General features: G+C 61.5%; 33 protein-coding genes. 31 read left to right on the top strand and 2 right to left on the bottom strand.

Features of this window, described 5'->3' with window-relative positions:
• Window positions 1–158 precede the first annotated feature (158 nt).
• Window positions 159–437, top strand: coding sequence for an ETC complex I subunit (locus BSY18_RS10490; protein WP_069050558.1), 279 nt, complete (start codon window positions 159–161; stop codon window positions 435–437).
• 24 nt (window positions 438–461) lie between these two features.
• On the opposite strand, the gene ruvX is transcribed toward BSY18_RS10490, so the two are convergent.
• Window positions 462–920 carry a Holliday junction resolvase RuvX gene (gene ruvX / locus BSY18_RS10485; protein WP_069050557.1) on the bottom strand — a complete coding sequence of 153 codons (459 nt, stop codon included), beginning with the start codon at window positions 918–920 and terminating at the stop codon, window positions 462–464.
• Entirely contained in the window at window positions 917–2,029 is a 1,113-nt protein-coding gene (locus tag BSY18_RS10480) for a DUF3089 domain-containing protein (protein WP_069050556.1), read from the bottom strand. Before BSY18_RS10480 ends, ruvX begins: the two co-directional genes overlap by 4 nt.
• A 173-nt stretch (window positions 2,030–2,202) precedes the next feature.
• On the opposite strand from BSY18_RS10480, the gene gatC reads away from it, so the two are divergent.
• The 30 genes from gatC (at window position 2,203) to secY (ending at window position 23,567) form a co-directional block, all read left to right on the top strand.
• Window positions 2,203–2,490: an Asp-tRNA(Asn)/Glu-tRNA(Gln) amidotransferase subunit GatC gene (gatC, locus tag BSY18_RS10475; RefSeq protein WP_054134234.1), complete on the top strand. Its 288-nt coding sequence runs from the start codon at window positions 2,203–2,205 to the stop codon at window positions 2,488–2,490.
• Between the two features lie 2 nt (window positions 2,491–2,492).
• Window positions 2,493–3,977, top strand: a complete 1,485-nt coding sequence (gene gatA / locus BSY18_RS10470) for an Asp-tRNA(Asn)/Glu-tRNA(Gln) amidotransferase subunit GatA (protein ID WP_069050555.1) — start codon at window positions 2,493–2,495, stop codon at window positions 3,975–3,977.
• 2 nt (window positions 3,978–3,979) lie between these two features.
• Window positions 3,980–5,482, top strand: a complete 1,503-nt coding sequence (gene gatB / locus BSY18_RS10465; RefSeq protein WP_069050554.1) for an Asp-tRNA(Asn)/Glu-tRNA(Gln) amidotransferase subunit GatB — start codon at window positions 3,980–3,982, stop codon at window positions 5,480–5,482.
• A 170-nt stretch (window positions 5,483–5,652) separates the two neighbouring features.
• The gene (locus tag BSY18_RS10460) at window positions 5,653–6,936 is read left to right on the top strand and encodes an HD-GYP domain-containing protein (protein WP_335617664.1); all 1,284 of its coding nucleotides are present in this window, start codon (window positions 5,653–5,655) and stop codon (window positions 6,934–6,936) included.
• Between the two features lie 204 nt (window positions 6,937–7,140).
• Window positions 7,141–7,512, top strand: coding sequence for a 30S ribosomal protein S12 (rpsL, locus tag BSY18_RS10455; protein WP_017670439.1), 372 nt, complete (start codon window positions 7,141–7,143; stop codon window positions 7,510–7,512).
• Window positions 7,513–7,616: 104 nt separating this feature from the next.
• Window positions 7,617–8,087, top strand: coding sequence for a 30S ribosomal protein S7 (gene rpsG, locus BSY18_RS10450; protein ID WP_054134238.1), 471 nt, complete (start codon window positions 7,617–7,619; stop codon window positions 8,085–8,087).
• A gap of 273 nt (window positions 8,088–8,360) precedes the next feature.
• On the top strand, window positions 8,361–10,457 hold the full coding sequence (fusA, locus tag BSY18_RS10445; protein WP_069051858.1) for an elongation factor G: 2,097 nt from the start codon (window positions 8,361–8,363) through the stop codon (window positions 10,455–10,457).
• 155 nt (window positions 10,458–10,612) lie between these two features.
• Complete coding sequence (gene tuf / locus BSY18_RS10440; protein ID WP_054134239.1) at window positions 10,613–11,803, top strand: elongation factor Tu; 1,191 nt, start codon at window positions 10,613–10,615, stop codon at window positions 11,801–11,803.
• Between the two features lie 140 nt (window positions 11,804–11,943).
• The gene (rpsJ, locus tag BSY18_RS10435; RefSeq protein WP_017670443.1) at window positions 11,944–12,255 is read left to right on the top strand and encodes a 30S ribosomal protein S10; all 312 of its coding nucleotides are present in this window, start codon (window positions 11,944–11,946) and stop codon (window positions 12,253–12,255) included.
• Between the two features lie 257 nt (window positions 12,256–12,512).
• Window positions 12,513–13,358: a 50S ribosomal protein L3 gene (gene rplC, locus BSY18_RS10430; RefSeq protein WP_069050552.1), complete on the top strand. Its 846-nt coding sequence runs from the start codon at window positions 12,513–12,515 to the stop codon at window positions 13,356–13,358.
• A 3-nt stretch (window positions 13,359–13,361) separates the two neighbouring features.
• Entirely contained in the window at window positions 13,362–13,988 is a 627-nt protein-coding gene (gene rplD, locus BSY18_RS10425; RefSeq protein ID WP_054134241.1) for a 50S ribosomal protein L4, read from the top strand.
• Window positions 13,981–14,292: a 50S ribosomal protein L23 gene (locus BSY18_RS10420; protein WP_054134242.1), complete on the top strand. Its 312-nt coding sequence runs from the start codon at window positions 13,981–13,983 to the stop codon at window positions 14,290–14,292. The genes rplD and BSY18_RS10420 overlap by 8 nt, the downstream gene beginning before the upstream one ends.
• Window positions 14,293–14,321: 29 nt before the next feature.
• Window positions 14,322–15,158 (top strand): 50S ribosomal protein L2, encoded by an 837-nt coding sequence (gene rplB / locus BSY18_RS10415; protein WP_017670447.1) that lies wholly within the window; start codon window positions 14,322–14,324, stop codon window positions 15,156–15,158.
• A 3-nt stretch (window positions 15,159–15,161) separates the two neighbouring features.
• The gene (gene rpsS / locus BSY18_RS10410; RefSeq protein ID WP_017670448.1) at window positions 15,162–15,437 is read left to right on the top strand and encodes a 30S ribosomal protein S19; all 276 of its coding nucleotides are present in this window, start codon (window positions 15,162–15,164) and stop codon (window positions 15,435–15,437) included.
• Window positions 15,437–15,814, top strand: coding sequence for a 50S ribosomal protein L22 (gene rplV / locus BSY18_RS10405; RefSeq protein WP_017670449.1), 378 nt, complete (start codon window positions 15,437–15,439; stop codon window positions 15,812–15,814). The genes rpsS and rplV overlap by 1 nt, the downstream gene beginning before the upstream one ends.
• Before the next feature lie 3 nt (window positions 15,815–15,817).
• The gene (gene rpsC, locus BSY18_RS10400) at window positions 15,818–16,516 is read left to right on the top strand and encodes a 30S ribosomal protein S3 (protein ID WP_054134243.1); all 699 of its coding nucleotides are present in this window, start codon (window positions 15,818–15,820) and stop codon (window positions 16,514–16,516) included.
• A gap of 30 nt (window positions 16,517–16,546) precedes the next feature.
• Window positions 16,547–16,981: a 50S ribosomal protein L16 gene (gene rplP / locus BSY18_RS10395; RefSeq protein ID WP_031318020.1), complete on the top strand. Its 435-nt coding sequence runs from the start codon at window positions 16,547–16,549 to the stop codon at window positions 16,979–16,981.
• Window positions 16,981–17,190: a 50S ribosomal protein L29 gene (gene rpmC, locus BSY18_RS10390; RefSeq protein WP_054134244.1), complete on the top strand. Its 210-nt coding sequence runs from the start codon at window positions 16,981–16,983 to the stop codon at window positions 17,188–17,190. Before rplP ends, rpmC begins: the two co-directional genes overlap by 1 nt.
• Window positions 17,191–17,200: 10 nt before the next feature.
• A complete protein-coding gene (gene rpsQ, locus BSY18_RS10385; protein ID WP_017670453.1) occupies window positions 17,201–17,470 on the top strand; it encodes a 30S ribosomal protein S17 in 270 nt (89 codons plus the stop codon).
• 57 nt (window positions 17,471–17,527) lie between these two features.
• Entirely contained in the window at window positions 17,528–17,896 is a 369-nt protein-coding gene (gene rplN / locus BSY18_RS10380) for a 50S ribosomal protein L14 (protein WP_054134245.1), read from the top strand.
• 2 nt (window positions 17,897–17,898) lie between these two features.
• Complete coding sequence (gene rplX / locus BSY18_RS10375; protein WP_054134246.1) at window positions 17,899–18,219, top strand: 50S ribosomal protein L24; 321 nt, start codon at window positions 17,899–17,901, stop codon at window positions 18,217–18,219.
• A complete protein-coding gene (gene rplE, locus BSY18_RS10370) occupies window positions 18,212–18,793 on the top strand; it encodes a 50S ribosomal protein L5 (RefSeq protein ID WP_054134247.1) in 582 nt (193 codons plus the stop codon). Before rplX ends, rplE begins: the two co-directional genes overlap by 8 nt.
• A gap of 40 nt (window positions 18,794–18,833) precedes the next feature.
• A complete protein-coding gene (rpsN, locus tag BSY18_RS10365; protein ID WP_054134248.1) occupies window positions 18,834–19,139 on the top strand; it encodes a 30S ribosomal protein S14 in 306 nt (101 codons plus the stop codon).
• Window positions 19,140–19,151: 12 nt separating this feature from the next.
• Window positions 19,152–19,547, top strand: a complete 396-nt coding sequence (rpsH, locus tag BSY18_RS10360; RefSeq protein ID WP_017670458.1) for a 30S ribosomal protein S8 — start codon at window positions 19,152–19,154, stop codon at window positions 19,545–19,547.
• A 1-nt stretch (window position 19,548) separates the two neighbouring features.
• A complete protein-coding gene (gene rplF, locus BSY18_RS10355) occupies window positions 19,549–20,082 on the top strand; it encodes a 50S ribosomal protein L6 (RefSeq protein WP_054134249.1) in 534 nt (177 codons plus the stop codon).
• A 3-nt stretch (window positions 20,083–20,085) separates the two neighbouring features.
• Complete coding sequence (gene rplR, locus BSY18_RS10350; protein ID WP_054134250.1) at window positions 20,086–20,436, top strand: 50S ribosomal protein L18; 351 nt, start codon at window positions 20,086–20,088, stop codon at window positions 20,434–20,436.
• 3 nt (window positions 20,437–20,439) lie between these two features.
• Window positions 20,440–21,153, top strand: coding sequence for a 30S ribosomal protein S5 (gene rpsE / locus BSY18_RS10345; protein ID WP_054134251.1), 714 nt, complete (start codon window positions 20,440–20,442; stop codon window positions 21,151–21,153).
• A 6-nt stretch (window positions 21,154–21,159) separates the two neighbouring features.
• Window positions 21,160–21,336, top strand: coding sequence for a 50S ribosomal protein L30 (gene rpmD / locus BSY18_RS10340; protein ID WP_017670462.1), 177 nt, complete (start codon window positions 21,160–21,162; stop codon window positions 21,334–21,336).
• Between the two features lie 167 nt (window positions 21,337–21,503).
• Window positions 21,504–22,004: a 50S ribosomal protein L15 gene (gene rplO / locus BSY18_RS10335; protein ID WP_069050551.1), complete on the top strand. Its 501-nt coding sequence runs from the start codon at window positions 21,504–21,506 to the stop codon at window positions 22,002–22,004.
• A 195-nt stretch (window positions 22,005–22,199) separates the two neighbouring features.
• Entirely contained in the window at window positions 22,200–23,567 is a 1,368-nt protein-coding gene (secY, locus tag BSY18_RS10330) for a preprotein translocase subunit SecY (RefSeq protein ID WP_054134253.1), read from the top strand.
• The last annotated feature ends 4 nt before the right edge of the window (window positions 23,568–23,571 follow it).

The following is a 23,571-nucleotide window of genomic DNA, read 5'->3' as shown; positions in this document are numbered from 1 at the left end:
GTGGGCGCGGGTCCTTCGACAAGCTCAGGATGAGCGGGGGTGGTGAGGGAGTTTTCTACAGCGGTTGTTGCAACCCTTCCACCCCACACCACGCTTGACCCGAACGCCCCCGCTGTAGCAAAGGCGCTGCAATCACCTTTTTCCCGGGACGGATACCAATGGCCGCACGAATCTATCAGCGCCCCAAGAACGCGATGCAGTCGGGTCGCGCGCTCACCGATCTGTGGGTTCTCGAGTTCGAACCTGCCGAAGCGAAGAAGCCCGATCCGCTGACCGGCTGGGCAGGCTCGGGCGATACGCGCCAGCAGCTCTCGCTGCGCTTCCCCGATCTGGAGGCTGCCAAGGCCTATGCCGTCAAATATGGCATCATCGCGCGGATCGAGCAGACACCTCCACGCCGCCTGAAGATTCAGGCCTATGCCGATAATTTCCGGTGATTTTCTGATCTGACCGCCGGGCGTTCAGCCCACCAGCGCGTCGATCGCCCCCTGCAGGATGAACGCCGCTGCAGCCGAATCGACGCGCTCGGCGCGCTTGGCGCGGCTGACGTCGGCGTCGATCAGCGCGCGCTCCACAGCCTGAGTGGACCAGCGCTCGTCCTGCAGCAGGATCGGCAGCCCCAGCACTGCGATGTTGCGCGCAAAGGCACGCACGCTCTGGGTCTGCGGGCTGTCGGTGCTGTCCATGTTGAGCGGCAGGCCGATGACCAGCCCGGTGATGTTCTGATCAACAACCAACTGCTCGATCTGCGCCTTGTCCTTGCCGAACTTGGAACGCTTGATCGTCTTGGCGGCGGTGGCGAAGCTCCAGCCGGCATCGCAGAACGCGGTGCCGATGGTCTTGCTGCCGACGTCCAGCCCGATCAGCCGTCCGCCCTCGGGCAATGCCTCGCGAAACTCTGCGGGCTTGGTCGTGATCAGCGGGCCAGAAATGCTGCCACCCTCCGTTCGGCGTCTGCGCGGATGTTCGCCCAGAACAGGGGATAGTCATAGACATGGTAGTTGTTGCCGGGCAGCACGTAGTTGCCCATCTTGGGTTCGCCGCCCAGCAGCAGCAGGCCGCGATCGTCGCAGCGTGCGGGCACCAAAGCGGGGGTGATGACGCCATCGGTCAGGTCGTCATTGGGAACCAGCGTGCCGATGTTGCGATCGGCGGCCGCCTCGTCGCCGTTGACGCCGGTGATCGGGTTGACGCACACCATCGGCGTCGCGCCGCGCAGGGTACCGTCAAAGCCGATGCTGACATCATAGACCGACAGCAGCAGATCGGGTTCGGCGGGCTCGCCGAAGCTCTGCCACGACAGCAGGCAGTTGGCCTGATCGGGGTCGGCGCAAACCGGCAGGCCGAGCGCCAGCAGATCGGTGGTCAGCGAGATGGGCCAGCCGATCACATAGGCAGCCACGATGCGGTCGGCGAGCGGCCGGGTGACCACGCGCTGGCGCATCAGCGTGGTCAGGTGCAAGGCGCCCTGGCTGTGCCCGGCGATGATGATCGGCATGTCGTCGGGGATTTCGAGCAGAAACTCGTCGAACGCCGCAAGCACGTCCGAATAGGCGGCATCGAACGCCATCTGCGCCTCTGGCTTGTTGGTGAGGAAGGCACCGATCGCCGCCTGGCGATAGCGCGGTGCCCAGATCTGGCCTATGCCGTTGAACACGCTGGCCTGGCTGCGCAGGAAGATGCGCGCGCGGTCCTGCGACTCCTTGTCGCCCAAAGGCGCGTTCCACAATTCGCGCTTCAGGTACGACGTCGGATGGACATAGAACACCGCGACCTTGGGCGCAGTGGTGGGCTCAAAGCCTTCCGGCGTCCACAATGAGGGGTTGTCGCTGCCGGTGATTTCCGGGCGGGAGAACCACATGGCCTTGTCGGCATAGGCGCTGGTCTGGATCGCCTCGGGCTTCACGAATTCGGCGGAGGGAACGAAGGCCGCGGCAAAAATCTGCTGGGGAAACAGCCGGTAAACCGCGAAAGCTGCGACCAGCAGGAAGATGATCGTCGCAATCAGATACAGGAACTTGCGGGCCAAAAAAACTCTCCGGAAACGGCGGGCAAGGGCGGTCAAGCGACATGCCCGTCAATCCGCGCATATAGGTGCGGGTTTTGAACATCGCCAGCGGTGTTTGGCAGCAGCGGTTATTGGCGCGATCACAGCATTTGCCCGCTTGATGGCCGGGCGGGCCGGTGCTAGCCGCATGAACCATGTCAGTAGATAGCAAAACCGTGAAGAAAATCGCCAGCCTGGCCCGGATCGCCATGACCGATGCCGAAGTCGAGGCGATGGTCCCCGAATTCAACGGCATATTGGGCTGGGTCGAGCAACTGGGCGAGGTCGACGTCACCGGCGTCGAACCGATGACCGCTGTCATCCCCAACACCTTGCGCCTGCGCGAAGACATCGTCACCGATGGCGATATCCGCGACAAGGTGCTGGCCAATGCGCCCGCTGCCGAACACGGCTTTTTCGGCGTCCCCAAGGTGATCGAATAAACATGACCGACATTACCGACCTCGGCATTGCCGATATCCGCAACGGCGTTCGCGCCGGGACCTTCAGCGCGCGCGAAGTCGCCACCGCGTTCAACGCCAATGTCGCTGCAGCCAAGGCGCTCAACGCATTCCTGATCGACACGCCGGAACACGCGCTGGCCGCAGCCGATGCGATCGACGCGAAGCGTGCGGCGGGCGAGGACCTGCCGATCATGGCGGGCGTGCCCATCGGCATGAAGGACCTTTTCTGCACCGTGGGTGTGGAAGCGCGCGCGGCGAGCGAGATTCTCAACGGTTTCAAGCCGACCTATGAATCTACCGTGAGCCAGAAGCTCTGGGATGCGGGCGCGGGCATGCTGGGCAAGCTCAACATGGACCAGTTCGCGATGGGATCGTCGAACGAGACCAGCGCGTTCGGCAACGTGATCTCGCCGTGGCGGCGCAACGATGGCGGCAACGCGCCGCTTGCGCCCGGCGGCTCGTCGGGAGGCAGCGCCGCTGCAGTCTCGGCGCGGTTGTGCCCGGCGGCGACCGGCACCGATACCGGCGGATCGATCCGCCAGCCTGCGGCATTTGTCGGCATCAGCGGCATCAAGCCCACTTATGGCCGCTGCTCGCGCTGGGGGGTGATCGCGTTCGCTTCCTCGCTCGACCAGGCAGGGCCGATGGCCCGCAATGTCCGCGACTGCGCGATCATGCTCGAGGCGATGAGCGGCTTCGACCCCAAGGATTCGACCTCGCTCGACCTGCCCGTGCCGCAGTGGGAAGCCGGATTGTCCAGCAACCTCAAGGGCAAGCGCGTGGGTATTCCCAGGGAATATCGGATGGACGGCATGAACGCCGAGATCGCTGCGATCTGGGATCAGGCCGCCGACTGGCTGCGCGATGCCGGCGCCGAAATCGTCGAGGTCTCGCTGCCGCACACGCGTTACGCGCTGCCGGCCTATTACATCATCGCGCCTGCCGAAGCCTCGTCCAACCTCGCGCGCTATGATGGCGTGCGCTATGGCCAGCGTACCTTGCCCGACGGGGCGGGGCTGCAGGACATGTACGCCGCAACCCGCGCCGCAGGGTTCGGCGCAGAGGTCAAGCGCCGCATCATGATCGGCACCTATGTGCTGTCCGCCGGTTTCTACGATGCCTATTATACGCAGGCGCAGAAGGTCCGCGCATTGATCGCCCGCGATTTCGCGCAGGTGTGGGACAAATGCGACGTGCTGCTCGCCCCGACCGCGCCCAGCGCGGCCTTTGGTCTGGGCGAAAACAGCGAAGATCCGATTGCGATGTACCTCAACGATGTTTTCGCGGTGCCCGCCTCGCTTGCGGGGCTGCCCGCGATGTCAGTCCCTGGCGGTCTCGACAGCCAGGGCCTGCCGCTGGGCCTCCAGATCATCGGCAAGCCGCTCGACGAGCAGGGCGTGTTGAACGCGGGTCTGGCAATCGAGGAACGCGCAGGCTTTACCGCGCGTCCGGCGCAGTGGTGGTGACAATGACTGAATCAACCTATCGTATCCAGGGCGCCACCGGTGAGTGGGAGGTCGTGATCGGGCTTGAGGTGCACGCTCAGGTCACCAGCCACGCCAAACTGTTTTCGGGCGCTGCGACCACCTTCGGGGCGGAGCCCAATGCCCAGGTGTCGCTTGTCGATGCCGCAATGCCCGGAATGTTGCCGGTCCCCAATGGCGAGTGCGTCCGCCAGGCGGTGCGCACCGGCATGGCATTGAACGCGCAGATCAACCGGTACTCGCGGTTCGACCGCAAGAACTATTTCTACGCCGATCTGCCGCAGGGCTATCAGATCAGCCAGCTTTATCATCCCATCGTGGGTGAGGGTGCGATCGAGATCAGCCTCGATGAGAAAAACCCCGACGCGCAGACCAAGACGATCGGCATCGAGCGGCTGCATCTGGAGCAGGATGCAGGCAAGCTGATGCACGATCAGCATCCCACGATGTCCTATGTCGACCTCAACCGCTGCGGCGTCGCACTGATGGAGATCGTCTCTCGGCCCGACATGCGTTCACCTGCGGAGGCTGGCGCCTATCTCAAGAAGCTGCGCTCGATCCTGCGCTATGTCGGCTCGTGCGATGGCAACATGGAAGAAGGCTCGATGCGCGCCGACGTCAACGTCTCGGTGCGCAAGCCCGGCGACGAATTCGGCACGCGGACCGAGACCAAGAACGTCAACTCGGTGCGCTATGTGATGGCGACGATCGAGCACGAGGCGAACCGCCAGGTCGACGTGCTGGAAAGCGGCGGATCGATCGTCCAGGAAACCCGGCTGTACGATCCCGACAAGAACGAGACCCGCTCGATGCGCTCGAAGGAAGACGCGCACGATTATCGCTACTTCCCCGATCCCGACCTGCTGCCGCTGGAACTCGACGACGCGTTTCTGGAAGGCTGCAAGGCCTCGCTGCCCGAACTGCCCGATGCAAAGCGCAATCGGTACGAAAGCGAGCTGGGCCTGTCCGCCTACAACGCGGCGGTGCTGACCGCGGAGGCGGAGACCGCGCGCTGGTTCGAGGCGCTGCTGGCCGAAAGCGTCAAGGCGCAGGGCAAGCCGGAGACCGAGGTCGCCAAAGGCTCCGCCAACTGGCTGCTGTCCGAACTGTATGGCGCGCTCAATCGCACCGGCAAGTCTATCGACGAAAGTCCGGTCAGCCCGGCTGCTGGCGCAGAGCTGATTGCTCTCGTCGCAGACGGCACGATTTCGGGCACCATCGCCAAGCAGGTCTTCGAGATCATGCTGGAAACAGGCGAAGGTGCCGGCAAGATCGTCGAGGACAAGGGCCTCAAGCAGACATCGGACAGCGGTGCGATCGATGCCGCCATCGCTGGCGTGCTTGCGGCCAATGCCGACAAGGTGGAGCAGTATCGCGGTGGCAAGGAAGCTTTGTTCGGCTTCTTCGTCGGGCAGACGATGAAGGCGATGCAGGGCAAGGCCAACCCGCAGATGGTTAACGAGCTGCTGAAGAAAGCCCTTAACTGATTGCGACCCCGCACCCCCCGGAATAGTGCCATTTTGTAACATTTTCTGGCGGGTGCGCGGGACTTACCAACCGTTAACAATTTTGCCTGATACCGGTGTCGCAAACGATTGTGCGAAAGCCGGGGGGCATCTGTGAGCATGGATGCATGGAACGATAGCCCGGGCCTTGGTTGTGGACGGGAAGTGGGCTGTTGTTAAAGCATATCAAACCAGCCGAGGTTGAAACGGGCATGTTTATCCAGGGCTTTGTCGGCTCCTGGTTCGATCACCCGTTCTGGCGCAAGAAGTTCCTGCTGATCGAGGATGCCGATGTCCTCAAGATCCGCGAGAGCAAGGTGTCCGCGGTGATCATCGATGTCGAGCGCGGCGCCGTGCCCGCGGAGCCCGCGCCTGTGATGCCGCAGCTTCCGCCCGCCGCCGTGCTTCCGCCGCGCCATGCCCCGGCCACCGGGCGCTATACGCCGCCCAGTCTTGCGCCGCGCAAGACCAGCTTCCGCCAGGAGAGCAAGCGCGCCGCCAAGATCGTTGAGAAGTCGCGCAAGAAGGTCGGTGCGATGTTCGAATCCGCGCGGCTGGGGCAGGCGGTCAAGCTTCCCGAGGTCCTGCCGTTGATCGACGAGATCCGCGATTCGGTCGAGCGCAACAACAAGGCGCTGACCAGCCTCGTCCGGCTCAAGAACAAGGACGAATACACCTATATGCACTCGGTCGCGGTGTGCACGCTGATGATCAACTTTGCGTGCAAGCTCGATCTGGACGACGACACCATCCGCTCGATGGGGGTGGCCGGGCTGCTGCACGATCTGGGCAAGATGGCGGTGCCGCAGATGATCCTCGACAAGGTCGACCGGTTGACCGACGAGGAAATGGTTACCATCCGCAGCCACCCGGTACGCGGCCATGCCTTGATCGGCGAGAATCCCGATATCCCCGATATCGCGCGCGACGTGTGCCTGCACCATCATGAAAAGATCGATGGCTCGGGCTATCCCTTCGGCCTGCAGGGCAACGAGATCAGCCTGGCGGCGCGCATGGGCGCGATCTGCGATGTCTATGATGCGGTGACCTCCAACCGGCCCTACAAGGACCCCTGGACCCCCTGCGTGGCGCTGGGCCGGATGTCGCAGTGGCAGGGTCATTTCGACGAGCGGCTGATGCAGGTGTTCATCAACTCGATGGGGCTGTATCCCGCAGGCGGGCTGGTCAGGCTGAACGATCACCGGCTGGCGCTGGTCGTCGACAATTGCCGCGAGGACCCGTCAGGGGTGCGCGTGCTGCCATTCTATTGCACATCGCGGCTGCAGGAGCTTGCTCCGGCGGAGATCACCATCACGCCCGACCGCGGAGTTCAGATCCTGGGGACCGAACGGCCCGAGTTCTGGCATTTCGAGGACTGGGCCGCGATGCGTCAGGGTATTCTCGCAAAGGCCGCGCCCTATTCTGCTGCGGCTTGACCGCACGGGGATTCGCCGTTAAGGGCCGCGCTTCGGTTGCCGGGGCGTATTACGTCCGGCTTTCCGGATATTAGCACGACACTGGCGTCAGGTGCGGGTGGGACAAAGGCGGAGCCTCCACCATATCGATTCGTTCTGCAACGGATCGGGCACGTATCGGGCGGCAGAGTAACCTTACCTCTACCAATCAGGTGAAGAGAAAACATGCCAACTATCAACCAGCTGGTCCGCAAGGGCCGGGTGCCGCAAAAGGCCAAGTCCAAGGTGCCCGCAATGGATGCAAACCCGCAGAAGCGTGGCGTTTGCACCCGTGTCTATACGACGACTCCGAAAAAGCCGAACTCGGCGCTTCGCAAGGTGGCCAAGGTCCGTCTGACCAACAGCCGTGAAGTCATCACCTACATTCCGGGTGAAGGCCACAACCTGCAGGAGCACTCGGTTGTGCTGATCCGCGGCGGCCGCGTACGCGACCTTCCCGGTGTGCGTTACCACGTGTTGCGCGGCGTTCTCGATACCCAGGGTGTCAAGGACCGCAAGCAGAGCCGTTCCAAGTACGGCGCCAAGCGGCCCAAGTGATCCGTCCGGGGGACGGATCATCCTGAAAAGATCGCTTCAGGCGATCTTGTTCAGGATCCACACGCCCCCGTTCGCGGCCACATCTTTTTCAGGAGTCATCCAATATGTCACGTCGTCGTCGCCCAGAAAAGCGCGTCATCCTTCCCGATCCCAAGTTCGGTGATCTGACGCTTTCGAAATTCATGAATAACCTGATGCTTGACGGCAAGAAGTCCGTCGCAGAGCGGATCGTTTATGGCGCCATGGAAACCATGCAGGCGAAGGCCAAGGCCGACCCGCTGCCCATGTTCCACGATGCGCTGAACAACGTGAAGCCCGGCATCGAAGTGCGCAGCCGCCGCGTCGGTGGTGCGACCTATCAGGTTCCCGTCGAAGTGCGCCCCGAGCGCGCCCAGGCGCTGGCCATCCGCTGGCTCATCTCGGCCGCGCGCAACCGGTCGGAAACCACCATGGCTGCGCGTCTGTCGGGCGAACTGCTCGATGCCGCCAACAATCGCGGCAATGCGGTCAAGAAGCGTGAAGACACGCACCGCATGGCCGAAGCGAACCGTGCCTTCTCGCACTATCGCTGGTAATCAATACTGCCCTCTCCCTTGCGGGGGAGGGTTCGCTTCACGATCTGAAGCAAGGGGAGGGCAGGGCGCACATCGGGTGCTGACCTGCCCCTCTCCAATTCCGCCTCGGCCAGCCTGCTGGTGAGGCATACCGTCCTCTTTCTGCAAGGAGAGAGGGGTTTGGCGTCTGCTACATCGATATCCCCAATTCGCACTGGCCAAAGTGCGGGGGCTTCATTATAGCGCGCGGCAAATTGCATCCCCACATCTGGCCCACACCTGGAGTTTATGATCATGGCACGCAGCCATCCCCTGGAAAAGTACCGCAATATCGGCATTATGGCCCATATCGACGCGGGCAAGACCACCACGACCGAGCGGATCCTCTATTACACCGGCAAGTCGTACAAGATCGGCGAAGTGCATGAAGGCACCGCGACGATGGACTGGATGGAGCAGGAGCAGGAGCGCGGGATCACGATCACGTCCGCTGCCACCACCTGCAAGTGGCGCGCCGAAGAGGGCAAGGGCGAAGAGCACCTGATCAATATCATCGACACCCCCGGCCACGTCGACTTCACGATTGAAGTCGAGCGTTCGCTGCGCGTGCTCGACGGCGCGGTTGCATGCTTCGACGGCGTTGCCGGCGTTGAGCCGCAGTCCGAAACCGTGTGGCGCCAGGCCGACAAGTACGGCGTGCCGCGGATGTGCTTCGTCAACAAGCTGGATCGCACCGGCGCCGATTTCTATTTCTGCGTCAACTCGATCATCGAGCGTCTGGGCGCGCGCCCGGCCGTTCTGTATCTGCCGATCGGCATCGAAGGCGGCTTCAAGGGTCTTGTCGACCTGGTCGAGAACCGCGCGATCATCTGGCTGGAAGAAAGCCTGGGCGCGAAGTTCGAATATCAGCCGATCCCTGACGATCTGGTCGAGAAGGCCGCGAAGTATCGCAGCGACCTGATCGAAATGGCTGTCGAACTCGACGATGAGCTGATGGAAGCCTATCTCGAAGGCAACGAGCCCAGCACCGCCGACCTCAAGAAGCTGATCCGCAAGGGTACGCTCGAGATGGCGTTCGTGCCGGTGGTTTGCGGCTCGGCGTTCAAGAACAAGGGCGTCCAGCCACTGCTCGATGCCGTGGTCGACTATCTGCCTTCGCCGCTCGACGTTCCTGCGATCCAGGGCCTGAAGCTTGACGGCGTGACCGCAGACGAGCGTCCGTCCTCGGACGACGTGCCGTTCTCGGCGCTCGCGTTCAAGATCATGAACGATCCCTTCGTCGGCACGCTGACGTTTGCCCGCATCTATTCGGGCAAGCTGGAAGCGGCTTCGACCGTGATGAACTCGGTGAAGGACAAGAAGGAAAAGGTTGGCCGCATGCTGCTGATGCATGCCAACAGCCGTGAAGACATCCAGGAAGCCTTTGCAGGCGACATCGTCGCTCTGGCGGGCCTCAAGGACACCACCACCGGTGACACGCTGTGCGCCATCAATGCTCCGATCATCCTTGAGCGGATGGAATTCCCCGAGCCCGTTATCGAGCTCTCGGTGGAACCCAAGACCAAGGCCGACCAGGAAAAGATGGGCGTCGCGCTCAACCGCCTTGCTCGCGAAGATCCCTCGTTCCGCGTGACGTCCGACTCCGAAAGTGGCCAGACGATCATCAAGGGCATGGGCGAACTTCACCTCGAAATTCTCGTCGATCGCATGCGTCGCGAGTTCAAGGTCGAAGCCAATGTCGGTGCACCGCAGGTGGCGTATCGCGAGTATCTCGGCAAGGCCGTGGACATCGACTATACCCACAAGAAGCAGTCGGGTGGTTCGGGTCAGTTCGGCCGCGTGAAGTTCAAGGTCACGCCGGGCGAACGTGGATCGGGCATCATCTTCACCGACAACGTCAAGGGCGGCAACATTCCGAAGGAATATATTCCTGCGGTTGAAAAGGGCATGCGCGAAACCGCAGCCTCGGGCTCGCTGGTCGGCTTCCCGATCATCGACTTCGAGATCGAGCTGTACGACGGTGCGTACCATGACGTCGACTCCTCGGCGCTGGCATTCGAAATCGCTGGCCGTGCGGCCATGCGCGAAGCGGCACAGAAGTCGGGCATCAAGCTGCTTGAACCGATCATGAAGGTTGAAGTGGTGACGCCTGAGGACTATCTGGGCGATGTTATCGGCGATCTCAACAGCCGCCGCGGACAGATCCAGGGCACCGACACGCGGGGCAATGCCCAGGCGGTCGAGGCTATCGTGCCGCTTGCAAACATGTTCGGTTACGTGAACCAGCTGCGTTCCTTCACTCAGGGACGTGCGCAGTACACGATGCAGTTTTCTCACTATGACGAGGTTCCGGCGAATGTCGCAGCCGAGGTCAAGGAGAAGCTGGCATAAGCCGGGCATAGTCGCTATAGGCGCTCGACCTTAGCCCGCCGAATCGCGCTGAAACGCGCGACGGGCTTTCATTTGGGTGTTGACAGTTTTGGGCAGTCTCGCCAGAGCGCGGCGCGGACTATCCACAGATAGTAAAAGAACGAAGGTAGGAAAAAATGGCCAAGGCTAAATTTGAGCGGACCAAGCCGCACTGCAATATCGGTACCATCGGTCACGTCGACCATGGCAAGACCACGCTGACCGCAGCCATCACCAAGGTGCTGGCTGAAACCGGCGGCGCGACCTTCACCGACTATGCCAACATCGACAAGGCTCCCGAAGAGCGCGAGCGCGGCATCACCATTTCGACCGCACACGTCGAATATGAAACCGAAGCACGCCACTATGCGCACGTCGACTGCCCCGGCCACGCTGACTATGTGAAGAACATGATCACCGGTGCTGCGCAGATGGACGGCGCGATCCTGGTGGTGAACGCTGCTGACGGCCCGATGCCCCAGACCCGCGAGCACATCCTGCTCGCTCGTCAGGTCGGCGTGCCGGCTCTGGTCGTTTACATGAACAAGGTTGACCAGGTCGACGACGAAGAAATTCTGGAACTGGTTGAACTGGAAGTGCGCGAGCTGCTGAGCTCGTACGACTTCCCGGGCGACGACATTCCCATCGTCAAGGGTTCGGCTCTGGCCGCTCTTGAAGGCCGTGACGACGCAATTGGCAAGGAATCGATCTACGCCCTGATGAAGGCCGTTGACGAGTTCATCCCGCAGCCCGCACGTCCGATCGACCGTCCGTTCCTGATGCCCGTCGAAGACGTGTTCTCGATCTCGGGTCGTGGTACGGTTGTGACCGGCCGCGTGGAATCGGGTATCGTCAAGGTTGGTGAAGAAGTCGAAATCGTCGGCCTCAAGGACACCCGCAAGACCGTCGTCACCGGCGTCGAAATGTTCCGCAAGCTGCTCGACCAGGGCATGGCTGGCGACAACATCGGCGCACTGGTTCGCGGCGTTGCCCGTGAAGACGTCGAGCGCGGTCAGGTTCTCTGCAAGCCCGGTTCGGTTACGCCGCACACCGAGTTCAACGCAGAAGTCTACGTTCTGTCGAAGGACGAAGGCGGCCGTCACACGCCGTTCTTCGCCAACTACCGTCCGCAGTTCTACTTCCGCACCACCGACGTGACCGGTGAAGTTGTTCTGCCCGAGGGCACCGAAATGGTGATGCCGGGCGACAACGTGACGATCGGCGTCAAGCTGATCGCACCGATCGCGATGGATCCGGGTCTTCGCTTCGCAATTCGCGAAGGTGGCCGGACCGTCGGTTCTGGGGTTGTCAGCACGATCTCCAAGTAATATAGCGCCATCTCCCGCACGGATCTGATTCGTGCGGGGGATGGCAATATTCCAATAGGCCGCCCCGGCGTTGGGCTCGAAAGAGCCAACGGGTTTCTGGGGCGGTTTGTTTTTCGCTCTTTCGCATCGGTAAAGTGGTAATGGAAACGCAGAATATCCGTATTCGCCTCAAGGCATTTGATCATCGCGTGCTCGATCAGGCAACCGGCGACATCGCCGACACCGCCCGTCGCACCGGCGCTCTCATTCGTGGTCCCATTCCGCTGCCGACGCGCATCGAGAAGTTCACCGTGAACCGCGGCCCGCATGTCGACAAGAAGTCGCGCGAGCAGTTCGAGGTGCGCACCTACAAGCGTCTGCTTGATATCGTTCAGCCGACCCCGGCCACTGTCGATGCTTTGATGAAGCTCGAGCTGGCTGCCGGCGTGAACGTCGAGATCAAATTGGCCTGATGCCAGTCGGCGCCGGGCTGGGCCTGGCGCTTCCATCCACTGGATGGGAACTACAAGGGATACCGCGCAGCAATGCTGCGGCACTGGTCCCCCGTCTTTTTCGACACTCCTTTTCAAAGGAGGTGCGGAAAAAGCCAACCCGGACGGGGTGATCATCAAAATTCGGGTTGGCCCTCAAGGTTGTTTGGCCTTGGGGGTTTTCGTTTGGATACGCCCCCACGCAATCACGCATGTGGGCCTCTATTGGGAGAAAGATCATGCGCACTGGCGTGATCGCAAAGAAAGTCGGGATGACCCGCCTGTTCCAGGATGATGGTCGGCACGTGCCGGTTACCGTCCTGTCGCTGGAAGATTGCCAGGTAGTTTCGGTCAAGAACCAGGATCGTGACGGATACGTCGCGGTGCAGCTGGGTGCCGGAGCTGCAAAGCCCAAGAACGTCAACAAGCCGCAGCGCGAGCATTTTGCCAAGGCAGAAGTCGCTCCCAAGATGCTGATGGCCGAATTCCGCGTCTCTGATGATGCGATCCTCGATGTTGGCGCCACCATTTCTGCAAACCACTTTGTCGCCGGTCAGCTGGTCGACATCACCGGTCACACCCAGGGTAAGGGTTTTGCCGGTGCCATGAAGCGTTGGGGCTTCGGTGGTATGCGCGCATCGCATGGTGTGTCGATCTCGCACCGTGCCCATGGTTCGACTGGCCAGCGCCAGGATCCGGGCAAGGTGTTCAAGAACAAGAAGATGGCCGGCCACATGGGCGACCGTCAGCGTACCCAGCAGAACCTGGAAGTCGTCCGTACCGATGAGGCGCGCGGTCTGATCTTCGTCAAGGGTTCGGTCCCCGGTTCCAAGGGTGGCTGGCTGATGGTTCGCGATGCCGTCAAGGTCGAGCGTCACGCCGATGCTCCGTACCCCGGTGCGATCCGTTCGGCAGCCAATGCCAACGATCATGAAGAAGCACCTGCCGGCATGGTTGAGTCCGCAGCAGAGCACGAAGCTCTGCTGACCCCCACCGATGCGGAAATCGCTGCAGCAGCCGCTGAAGTGCCCGCCGCTGGAGGCGATCTCGATACGCCCAACAGCACCGTTGAGAAGGAGGGTTAAACCATGAAGCTCAAGGTCCAGACCCTCGACGCCACCGCAAAGGGCGACATCGAACTGAACGATGACGTCTTCGGCGTGACCCCGCGCGCAGACATCCTGCACCGCGTTGTCACTTGGCAGCTCGAAAACCGTCGCGGCACTGCCCGCGGCGCTCGTGAACGTTCGGACGTTGCCCGCACCGGCAAGAAGTTCGGTCGCCAGAAGGGTGGCGGTACCGCCCGTCACGGCGATCGTCGCGCCCCGATCTTCATCGGCGGTGGTAAGGCTCACGGTCCCCGCGTCCGTGACTTCAACCCCTCGCTGAACAAGAAGGTTCGTGCGCTTGGCCTGAAGATGGCACTGTCGTCCAAGGTCGCCAGCGAAAGCCTGATCGTGCTCGACACGTTCGACCTCACCGAAGCCAAGACCAAGACGCTGCTGGCACAGCTCGGCAAGCTGGGTCTCGGCAAGAAGGCGCTGTTCATCGATGGCGATGCCGTGAACGACAATTTCCGGAAGGCTTCGGCCAACCTGATCGGTCTGAACGTGCTGCCCGCCGTCGGTGCCAACGTCTATGACATCCTGAAACACGATACGCTGGTGCTGACCCGCGCCGCTGTTGAAAAGCTGGAGGCACGGTTCAATGGCTAAAAAATCCGACACCATCGATACGCGTCATTATGACGTGATCGTTGCCCCGCACATCACCGAGAAGTCGACGCTGCTGAGCGAATTCAACTCGGTGGTCTTCAAGGTCAGCCAGGATGCGACCAAGCCGCAGATCAAGGCTGCGGTCGAAGCGCTGTTCGATGTCAAGGTGGTCGGGGTCAACACCCTGGTCCAGAAGGGCAAGACCAAGCGCTGGAAGGGTCGTCCCTACACCCGCAATGACATCAAGAAAGCCGTTGTGCGGTTGGCCGAAGGCCAGTCGATCGACGTCACCACCGGCGTTTGAGCGCGGTTCGTAGCTGACAGGATAGAGATATGGCACTCAAATCATATAATCCGACAAGCCCGGGCCGTCGTGGTCTGATTCTTGTCGATCGCAGCGACCTGTACAAGGGCGGCCCCGTCAAGGCGCTGACCGAAGGCAAGCGCAAGACCGGTGGCCGCAACAACAAGGGTCACGTGACCTCGCGCGGCATCGCCGGTGGTCACAAGCAGCGTTATCGCATCGTCGATTTCAAGCGTCGCAAGATGGACGTTGCCGGCACTGTGGAGCGGATCGAATACGATCCCAACCGCACCGCCTTCATCGCGCTGATCAAGTACGAAGACGGCGAAGTCGCCTACATCCTGGCGCCTCAGCGTCTGGCCGTTGGTGATCAGGTGATCGCCAGCGAAAAGACCGACGTGAAGCCGGGCAACGCGATGAAGCTGGCACAGATGCCGGTCGGCACCATCATCCACAATGTGGAGATGAAGCCGGGCAAGGGCGGTCAGATCGCACGTTCGGCAGGCACCTATGCACAGGTCGTAGGTCGTGACCGCGGCATGGTCATGGTGCGTCTGAACTCGGGCGAACAGCGCTACATCCCCGGCGCCTGCATGGGCACGGTCGGCGCGGTGTCGAACCCCGACAACAGCAACCAGAACTTCGCCAAGGCCGGTCGCAAGCGCTGGATGGGCCGTCGTCCGCTGACCCGCGGCGTCGCCAAGAACCCGGTCGATCACCCGCATGGCGGCGGTGAAGGCCGCACCTCGGGTGGCCGTCATCCGGTCACTCCGTGGGGCAAGCCGACCAAGGGCATGCGCACCCGCAAGAACAAGTCGACGGACAAGATGATCATCCGGTCACGTCACGCGAAGAAGAAGAGGTAAGTCATGGCTCGCTCCATCAAAAAAGGGCCGTTCTTCGACCTGTATCTGCTGAAGAAGGCAGAAACGGCGCAGGACGCTGGCGGCCGTGCTCCGATCAAGACTTGGTCGCGTCGTTCGACCATTCTGCCGCAGTTCGTTGGTCTGACGTTCAACGTCTACAACGGTCACAAGTTCATCCCGGTTTCGGTCAACGAAGACATGGTGGGTCACAAGCTGGGCGAATTCGCTCCGACCCGCACCTTCCCTGGCCACGCTGCTGACAAGAAGGGCAAGCGCTAATGGGCAAGGCAAAATCTCCGCGTCGCGTTGGTGACAATGAGGCTCTGGCTGTCGGCACGACCATCCGTGGTTCTGCGCAGAAGCTGGGTCTGGTTGCTGCCCTGATCCGTGGCAAGAAGGCCGAAGAGGCGATGAACATCCTGGCCTTCTCGAAGAAGGGCATGGCGGTCGACGCACGCAAGGTTCTGGCATCTGCGATTGCGAATGCCGAAAACAACCACAATCTCGATGTTGACGCGCTGGTCGTGGCTGAAGCGAGTGTTGGCAAGGCGATCACGATGAAGCGTTTCATGACGCGCGCTCGTGGCCGTTCCAGCCGCATCCTGAAGCCGTTCAGCCGCCTGCGTATCGTCGTGCGCGAACAAGAGGAAGCGTAAGTCATGGGTCAGAAGAGCAATCCGATCGGCCTGCGTCTGCAGATCAACCGCACCTGGGACAGCCGCTGGTACGCCGAAGGGCGCGACTATGCACGCATGCTCAAGGAAGACATCGAGCTGCGCAAGTTCATCATGAAGACGATGCCCCAGGCAGCGATCTCCAAGGTGGTGATCGAGCGTCCGGCCCGTCTGTGCCGTGTCTCCATCTATGCTGCACGCCCCGGCGTGATCATCGGCAAGAAGGGTGCGGACATCGAGAAGCTGCGCAAGAAGCTGGAATCGATGATCAAGGGTGGTGAGGTCAAGCTCAACATCGTTGAAATCCGCAAGCCGGAAATCGATGCCAAGCTCGTTGCCCAGGGCATTGCCGATCAGCTGATCCGCCGCGTTGCCTTCCGTCGCGCCATGAAGCGTGCGGTTCAGTCGGCGCTGCGTCTGGGTGCCGAAGGCATCAAGATCACCTGCGGTGGCCGTCTGGGCGGCGCGGAAATCGCGCGCACCGAATGGTACCGCGAAGGCCGCGTGCCGCTGCACACGCTGCGCGCCAATGTCGACTATGCCGATGCCGAAGCGCTTACCGCGTACGGCATCATCGGCATCAAGTGCTGGATCTTCAAGGGCGAAATCCTTGGACACGATCCGATGGCGCAGGACCGGCTGATGATGGAAGCACAGACTTCCGGCGTCCGTCCGGCCCGCTGAGCCCAGAACAGTAGAGCAAGGTAGAGCATCATGCTGCAACCGAAGAAAATGAAGTTCCGCAAGGCATTCAAGGGTCGCATCAGCGGCAATGCGCCTGGCGGAACGAGCCTCAATTTCGGGTCCTATGGCCTGAAGGCGCTGGAGCCCGAGCGGATCACCGCTCGCCAGATCGAAGCGGCCCGCCGTGCGATCACGCGTCACATCAAGCGTCAGGGACGTTTGTGGATCCGCGTGTTCCCCGATGTGCCCGTGACCAAGAAGCCTGCCGAAGTCCGTCAGGGCAAGGGCAAGGGTTCGGTCGAATATTGGGCAGCGCGCGTCAAGCCCGGCCGCATCCTGTTCGAACTGGATGGCGTTCCCGGCCCGATCGCCGCGGTTGCCTTCGAGCGTGCAGCCATGAAGCTGCCGATCAAGACCAAGGTTGTGGCCCGCCTCGGCGATACGTCGCACCTGGGAGGTGAGTGATGACCAAGATTGTTGAAGACCTGCGCACCAAGACCGACGATCAGCTTTCGGCTGAACTGGGTTCGCTGAAGAAGGAAGCGTTCAACCTGCGCTTCCAGGCTGCGACCAACCAGCTGGAACGCCCCGCGCGTGTCCGCGAAGTGCGTCGCAACATTGCCCGCATCAAGACGTTGCAGAGCGAGCGCGCAAGCGCCGCCGCTGCCAAGTAAGGAGGCCGATATGCCGAAACGTGTTCTGACCGGAACGGTGGTCTCCGACAAGGGCGACAAGACCGTGGTCGTGAATGTCGAGCGCAAGGTGAAGCACCCGTTGTACGGGAAGATCATCCGTCGTTCGAAGAAGTACCACGCGCACGACGAGACCAATAGCTTCAAGGAAGGCGAAACCGTCCGCATCGAAGAGACGGCGCCGATTTCGAAGCTGAAGACCTGGAAGGTGCTGGATCGGGTCAACACCCACAAGGCGCCCGAGGCTTCGACCGAAGCGTAATTCAAGCAGGAACTGCCGGACTGGTTCCGGCAAGCCAGACAAGAAGGAAACGGATCCATGATCCAGATGCAATCCAATCTTGATGTTGCAGACAACAGTGGCGCCAAGCGCGTCCAGTGCATCAAGGTTCTCGGCGGATCGAAGCGTCGCTTCGCCGGCGTTGGCGACATCATCGTCGTCTCCGTCAAGGAAGCGGCGCCCCGTGGCCGCGTCAAGAAGGGCGACGTTCACCGCGCCGTCATCGTGCGCACCGCCAAGGACGTTCGTCGTCCCGACGGCAGCGTGATCCGTTTCGACGGCAACGCAGCTGTGCTGGTCAACAAGAACGACGAGCCCATCGGCACGCGTATCTTTGGCCCGGTGGTTCGTGAACTTCGTGCGCGCAAGCACATGAAGATCATCTCGCTGGCTCCGGAGGTGCTGTAACCATGGCAAGCGCTAAGATCAAAAAGGGCGACAACGTTGTCGTCCTGTCCGGCAAGGACAAGGGCCGCACCGGCACCGTCGCCAAGGTTATGCCGAAGGACGAGAAGGTTGTGGTTTCGGGCCTGAATGTGATGACCCGTCATCGCAAGCCGAGCCAGACCAACCCGCAGGGCGGTCTCGACCGTGTCGAAGCCCCCATGCACATTTCCAAGGTCGCGGTGGCCGATCCCAAGACTGGCGCGCCTACGCGTGTCCGTTTTGAAACGGTGGACGGCAAGAAAGTCCGTGTCGCCGTGAAGTCCGGGGAGAAAATCGATGGCTGATAAGTACACGCCCCGCATGCGTCAGCGTTATGACGACGTTGTCGTCAAGGCGATGCAGGAAAAGTTCGGCTACAAGAACCACATGGAGGTTCCCAAGCTCGAGAAGATCACCATCAACATGGGTGTCGGCGAAGGCAGCCAGGACAAGAAGAAGGTGACCACCGCCGCTGCGGAAATGGAGCTGATCGCCGGCCAGAAGCCCGTGATCACCAAGGCTCGCAAGTCGATCGCACAGTTCAAGCTGCGCGAAGGCATGCCCATCGGCTGCAAGGTGACGCTGCGCAAGGAGCGCATGTTCGAGTTTCTCGATCGTCTGGTGACGATCGCGATGCCGCGCATCCGCGATTTCCGCGGGCTGAACCCCAAGAGCTTTGACGGCCGTGGCAACTATGCCATGGGCCTGAAAGAGCAGATCATCTTCCCCGAGATCAGCTACGACCAGATCGACGCTGTTCGCGGAATGGATATCATTGTGACCACGACGGCCAAGACGGACGATGAAGCGCGCGAACTGCTGCGCCTCTTCGGCTTCCCGTTCCCGATCGAGGAAACCCAGGAACAGGCGGCGGCTTAAAAGCCCACCGTCTCGCAATAGAAAGGCGAGAACTTAAGTCATGGCGAAACTGAGTTCCATCAACAAGAACGAACGTCGCAAGAAGATGGTCAAGCAGTATGCTGGCCGTTATGCGCGTCTGCGTGCGCAGGCTGAAGACACCAATCTTGACGAAACCGAGCGTCTGATCGCCCGGCTCAAGATGGCTGAACTGCCCCGCAATGCAAACCCCACGCGCGTGCGCAACCGGTGTGCAACCACCGGTCGTCCCCGCGCTTATTACCGCAAGTTCGGGCTCTGCCGTATCGAGCTGCGGGATCTGGCCAACAAGGGCCTGATCCCCGGCGTTACGAAGTCCAGCTGGTAAGGATTTGAAGATATGGCAATGACCGATCCTCTGGGCGATATGCTCACCCGCATCCGCAATGGCCAGCAGGCCAAGAAGGACAGCGTGATGTCGCCGGCATCGAACCTGCGCGCTCGCGTGCTCGACGTTCTGCAGCGCGAAGGTTATATCCGCGGATATACCGAAGAGCTGCTGGGCCGTCACAAGGGCCTGCGCATCGAGCTGAAGTATTTCGAAGGCCAGCCCGCGATCAAGCATGTCGCGCGCGTGTCGAAGCCTGGCCGCCGCGTCTATTCGGGTTCCAAGGAACTTCCGATCGTGCGCAACGGCCTGGGCATCACCATCGTATCCACTCCCCGTGGTGTTCTGTCCGACGCGGAAGCGCGCGAACAGAATGTTGGCGGCGAAGTGCTGGCGGAGGTATTTTGATATGAGCCGCATTGGTAAAAAGCCGGTGGCCATTCCTGCAGGCGTGACTGCATCGATGGCCGATGGCGTCATCACCATGAAGGGTCCCAAGGGCGAACTGACCATGCCGACCGTTCCCGACATCACCTACGAACTCACCGATGGTGAAGTCGCGGTGAAGCCGGCGAACAACACGCGGCGCGCTCGGGCGTTCTGGGGCATGCAGCGTACGCTGGTCCAGAACCTGGTGGTCGGTGTGACCGAAGGGTTCACCAAGACGCTGAACATCACCGGCGTCGGCTATCGTGCCAACGTGCAGGGCAGCAACCTCAAGCTGCAGCTCGGCTACAGCCATGATGTCGATTTCGCCATTCCTGACGGCATCGAGATCAAGACCCCGGATCAGACCACGATCCACATTTCGGGCAGCGACCGCCAGAAGGTTGGCCAGGTTGCCGCCGAAATCCGTCGCTGGCGCAAGCCGGAGCCCTACAAGGGCAAGGGTATCAAATATGCGGGCGAGTTTATCTTCCGCAAGGAAGGGAAGAAGAAGTAAGCCATGGCGAAGCTCTCTTTATTCGATCGTCGCCGTCAGCGCGTCCGCAGTTCGCTGCGCGCACGGGCAGGTGGACGTCCCCGTCTTTCGGTGCACCGCACCGGCAAGCACATCTATGCACAGATCATCGACGACGCAGCCGGCAAGACGCTGGCTTCGGCTTCGACCCTGGTCAAGGGCAGCAAGGCAACGGGCGCAACCGTTGCCGACGCCATCGCCGTTGGCAAGCAGATCGCCGAGGCTGGCAAGCAGGCGGGTGTGACCACCGTTGTGTTCGACCGTGGCGGTTTCATTTTTCATGGCCGGGTCAAGGCCCTGGCCGATGCCGCACGCGAAGGCGGACTGGAGTTTTAAGCGATGGCTGATGAAGTGAACAACGCAGAAGCATCGGGCACCGCCGCTGAAGGTGCTCCCCAGGCTGAACGCCAGGGCCGTGGTGGCCGTGGTCGTGGCCGTGGTGGCAACGAGCGTGGCGGCAACGATCGCGGTGGCCGTGGGCGTCGGGATGACCGCAACAAGCGCGACGAGGACCAGGGTGACGAGCTGATCGAAAAGCTCGTCCACATCAACCGCGTGTCCAAGACCGTCAAGGGCGGCAAGCGCTTCGGCTTTGCAGCACTGGTCGTGGTCGGTGACGGCCAGGGTCGTGCAGGCTTCGGCCATGGCAAGGCCCGCGAAGTGCCCGAGGCGATCAGCAAGGCAACTGCTGCTGCCAAGAAGAAGATGATCCGCGTTCCGCTCAAGGAAGGCCGCACGCTTCACCATGACGGCACCGGCCATTTCGGTGCAGGCAAGGTGACGCTGCGCAGCGCGCCGCAGGGTACCGGCATCATCGCCGGTGGTCCGATGCGCGCCGTGTTCGAAAGCCTGGGTGTGGCCGACGTTGTGACCAAGTCCAACGGCACGTCGAACCCTTATAACATGATCCGCGCGACCTTCGAGGCGCTCGGCGAACAGACCAGCCCCAAGTCGGTGGCAGCGCGTCGTGGCAAGAAGATTGCCGACCTGCTGGGCCGTGGCGGTGCCGCACCTGTCGTCGCCGAGGCTGAAGCCGCTGCGATTACGGAGTAAAGCGACATGGCAACCATCAAGCTGAAGCAGACCGGATCGCCGATCCGTCGTCCTGAATCGCAGCGCAAGGTCCTGATCGGCCTTGGTCTGAACAAGATGAACCGCGTTGTGGAACATACGGACACGCCCGAAATTCGCGGCATGCTCCAGAAGGTCCGCCACATGGTGACGGTGATCGACTGACAGGAATGTCCTTTCCCCTTGAGGGGAGAGGGTTGGGAGAGGGGCTTGCATTGACGCTTGCCCCTCTCTACTGCGCCTAGCCAGCAAGCTGGCAAGGCTGCGTATCTCTCCCTGCGAATGGGAGAGATTTTATTTTAGCGCGAACAAAGCGAAAGCGAGTGCACATTATGAAGCTGAACGAACTCAAGGACAATGAAGGCGCCCGCAAGGGCCGTATGCGCGTCGGACGCGGCATCGGTTCGGGCAAGGGCAAGACCGGTGGACGCGGCCAGAAGGGCCAGACCAGCCGTTCGGGCGTTTCGATCGCCGGATTTGAAGGCGGCCAGATGCCGCTGCACATGCGCATCCCGAAGCGCGGCTTCAACAATCCGTTCGGCAAGGATTACGACATCGTCAACCTGGGCATGATCCAGAAGTTCATCGACGCCGGCAGGCTGCCGACCGATGGCACTGTCGATCAGGCTGCGCTGCGCGCTGCCGGCCTGTCGCGTGGCGGCAAGGATGGCGTGCGCATTCTCGCCAAGGGTGAACTGACCTCGAAGGTGAGCTTCAATGTCGCCGGTGCATCCAAGGGTGCCATCGAGGCGATCGAAAAGCTTGGTGGCAAGGTGGATATCATCCTCCCGCGTCCCAAGTACGTAAAGCCGCCGTACGAAAAGAAAGCCTGATCAGGCCATCCGGCTTGTCAAGAACGCCCCGCCTCCCGATATGGTGAGCGCGGGGCGTCTTGCTTGAGACGTCGCAAGGCGGTATCGCTGCGGCGGGCTTGTAAAGCACAAGCGCGGAGCGTAGCGCGCACAATGTGATTTCCGGTCGCGCGCTTTGATTGCGCTGGCAGGCCGCATTATGGGATATTTGGGTTCATGGCATCACGGGCCGACAATCTGGCAAGCAACTTCAGCATGGCTAAATTCAGCCAGGCGACCGAACTGAAGAACCGCATCTGGTTCACCATCGGCGCGCTGATCATCTTCCGTCTGCTGAGCTATGTTCCGCTTCCGGGCGTCGATCCCACCGCGCTGGCAGCTCTGTACGAGCAGACCAAGGGCGGTGTGCTCGACATCTTCAACACCTTCTCGGGCGGTTCGCTCGAGCGCATGAGCCTGATCGCGCTTGGCGTGATGCCCTATATCACCGCCTCGATCGTGGTGCAGCTGGCAGCTTCGCTGTCGCCGCAGCTTGCCGCGATCAAGAAGGAAGGCGAATCGGGCCGCAAAAAGCTCAACCAGTACACCCGCTACGGCACCGTTTTCCTCACCGCGATGCAGGGCTATTTCATCGCCGTCGGCCTTGAATCCTATGCCGGAGCCAGTGGCATCCAGGCGGTGGTCGATCCCGGCCTCATGTTCCGCATCGGCGCGGTGATCAGCCTTGTCGGCGGCACCATGTTCCTGATGTGGCTGGGTGAGCAGATTACCGCGCGCGGTATCGGCAACGGCATCTCGCTGATCATCATGGCGGGCATCGTCGCCCAGATGCCGGTTTTCATTGCCCAGATGTTCGAGGGCGGTCGCACCGGCTCGATCTCGCCGTTCCTGATCGTCGGCCTGCTGGTGATGATCGTCGGCCTGGTGATCTTCATCTGCTTCATGGAGCGTGCCCAGCGCCGGGTGCTGATCCAGTATCCCAAGCGCGCCACCCAGCGCGGCGTGATGCAGGCGGACCGCAGCCATCTTCCGCTCAAGATCAACACCGCAGGCGTGATCCCGCCGATCTTCGCTTCGTCGCTGCTGCTGATGCCGCTGACGATCTCTCAGTTCGCGGGCAACTCTGCCGATCCCAACTCGGCTATGGGCAGCGCGCTGGTGACGCTTAACCAGTATCTGCAGCACGGCCAGCCGTTGTACATGACGCTCTATGCGCTGGGCATCATCTTCTTCTGCTTCTTCTACACTGCCGTGGTGTTCAACCCGGAAGAAACGTCGGAGAACCTCAAGAAGAATGGCGGCTTCATCCCCGGCATCCGTCCCGGCAAGAACACCGCGACCTATCTGGATTATGTGCTCACGCGCATTACCGTGGTCGGCGCGGCGTACCTGACCTTTGTCTGCGTGCTGCCCGAATATGTCATCGCGCAGACCGGCATTCCGCTGTTCTTCCTTGGCGGCACCAGCCTGCTGATCGTAGTCAACGTGACCGTCGACACGATCACCCAGATCCAGAGCCACCTGCTTGCGCACCAATATGCCGACCTCATCAAGAAGGCGAAGTTGAAGGGCCGCTTGCGCTAAGCGT

Source organism: Blastomonas sp. RAC04 (assembly GCF_001713435.1).
In the GTDB taxonomy this organism is placed as follows: Bacteria; Pseudomonadota; Alphaproteobacteria; order Sphingomonadales; family Sphingomonadaceae; genus Blastomonas; species Blastomonas fulva.
Note: the sequence above shows the minus strand (reverse complement) of the source record. Positions and strands in the feature narration are given on the sequence as shown.

Coding starts and splice junctions, on each gene's coding strand:
- rplR (WP_054134250.1), top strand. CDS start 20,086: ATGGCGAAGCTCTCTTTATTCGATCGTCGCCGTCAGCGCGTCCGCAGT.
- rpmD (WP_017670462.1), top strand. CDS start 21,160: ATGGCAACCATCAAGCTGAAGCAGACCGGATCGCCGATCCGTCGTCCT.
- gatA (WP_069050555.1), top strand. CDS start 2,493: ATGACCGACATTACCGACCTCGGCATTGCCGATATCCGCAACGGCGTT.
- rplN (WP_054134245.1), top strand. CDS start 17,528: ATGATCCAGATGCAATCCAATCTTGATGTTGCAGACAACAGTGGCGCC.
- rpsL (WP_017670439.1), top strand. CDS start 7,141: ATGCCAACTATCAACCAGCTGGTCCGCAAGGGCCGGGTGCCGCAAAAG.
- rplB (WP_017670447.1), top strand. CDS start 14,322: ATGGCACTCAAATCATATAATCCGACAAGCCCGGGCCGTCGTGGTCTG.
- gatB (WP_069050554.1), top strand. CDS start 3,980: ATGACTGAATCAACCTATCGTATCCAGGGCGCCACCGGTGAGTGGGAG.
- rplE (WP_054134247.1), top strand. CDS start 18,212: ATGGCTGATAAGTACACGCCCCGCATGCGTCAGCGTTATGACGACGTT.
- gatC (WP_054134234.1), top strand. CDS start 2,203: ATGTCAGTAGATAGCAAAACCGTGAAGAAAATCGCCAGCCTGGCCCGG.
- rplP (WP_031318020.1), top strand. CDS start 16,547: ATGCTGCAACCGAAGAAAATGAAGTTCCGCAAGGCATTCAAGGGTCGC.
- rpsE (WP_054134251.1), top strand. CDS start 20,440: ATGGCTGATGAAGTGAACAACGCAGAAGCATCGGGCACCGCCGCTGAA.
- rplC (WP_069050552.1), top strand. CDS start 12,513: ATGCGCACTGGCGTGATCGCAAAGAAAGTCGGGATGACCCGCCTGTTC.
- secY (WP_054134253.1), top strand. CDS start 22,200: ATGGCATCACGGGCCGACAATCTGGCAAGCAACTTCAGCATGGCTAAA.
- BSY18_RS10420 (WP_054134242.1), top strand. CDS start 13,981: ATGGCTAAAAAATCCGACACCATCGATACGCGTCATTATGACGTGATC.
- rpsQ (WP_017670453.1), top strand. CDS start 17,201: ATGCCGAAACGTGTTCTGACCGGAACGGTGGTCTCCGACAAGGGCGAC.
- rpsJ (WP_017670443.1), top strand. CDS start 11,944: ATGGAAACGCAGAATATCCGTATTCGCCTCAAGGCATTTGATCATCGC.
- rplX (WP_054134246.1), top strand. CDS start 17,899: ATGGCAAGCGCTAAGATCAAAAAGGGCGACAACGTTGTCGTCCTGTCC.
- rpsG (WP_054134238.1), top strand. CDS start 7,617: ATGTCACGTCGTCGTCGCCCAGAAAAGCGCGTCATCCTTCCCGATCCC.
- fusA (WP_069051858.1), top strand. CDS start 8,361: ATGGCACGCAGCCATCCCCTGGAAAAGTACCGCAATATCGGCATTATG.
- rpsH (WP_017670458.1), top strand. CDS start 19,152: ATGGCAATGACCGATCCTCTGGGCGATATGCTCACCCGCATCCGCAAT.
- rplO (WP_069050551.1), top strand. CDS start 21,504: ATGAAGCTGAACGAACTCAAGGACAATGAAGGCGCCCGCAAGGGCCGT.
- rpsN (WP_054134248.1), top strand. CDS start 18,834: ATGGCGAAACTGAGTTCCATCAACAAGAACGAACGTCGCAAGAAGATG.
- BSY18_RS10490 (WP_069050558.1), top strand. CDS start 159: ATGGCCGCACGAATCTATCAGCGCCCCAAGAACGCGATGCAGTCGGGT.
- tuf (WP_054134239.1), top strand. CDS start 10,613: ATGGCCAAGGCTAAATTTGAGCGGACCAAGCCGCACTGCAATATCGGT.
- rplD (WP_054134241.1), top strand. CDS start 13,362: ATGAAGCTCAAGGTCCAGACCCTCGACGCCACCGCAAAGGGCGACATC.
- rpsC (WP_054134243.1), top strand. CDS start 15,818: ATGGGTCAGAAGAGCAATCCGATCGGCCTGCGTCTGCAGATCAACCGC.
- rplF (WP_054134249.1), top strand. CDS start 19,549: ATGAGCCGCATTGGTAAAAAGCCGGTGGCCATTCCTGCAGGCGTGACT.
- rpsS (WP_017670448.1), top strand. CDS start 15,162: ATGGCTCGCTCCATCAAAAAAGGGCCGTTCTTCGACCTGTATCTGCTG.
- rplV (WP_017670449.1), top strand. CDS start 15,437: ATGGGCAAGGCAAAATCTCCGCGTCGCGTTGGTGACAATGAGGCTCTG.
- rpmC (WP_054134244.1), top strand. CDS start 16,981: ATGACCAAGATTGTTGAAGACCTGCGCACCAAGACCGACGATCAGCTT.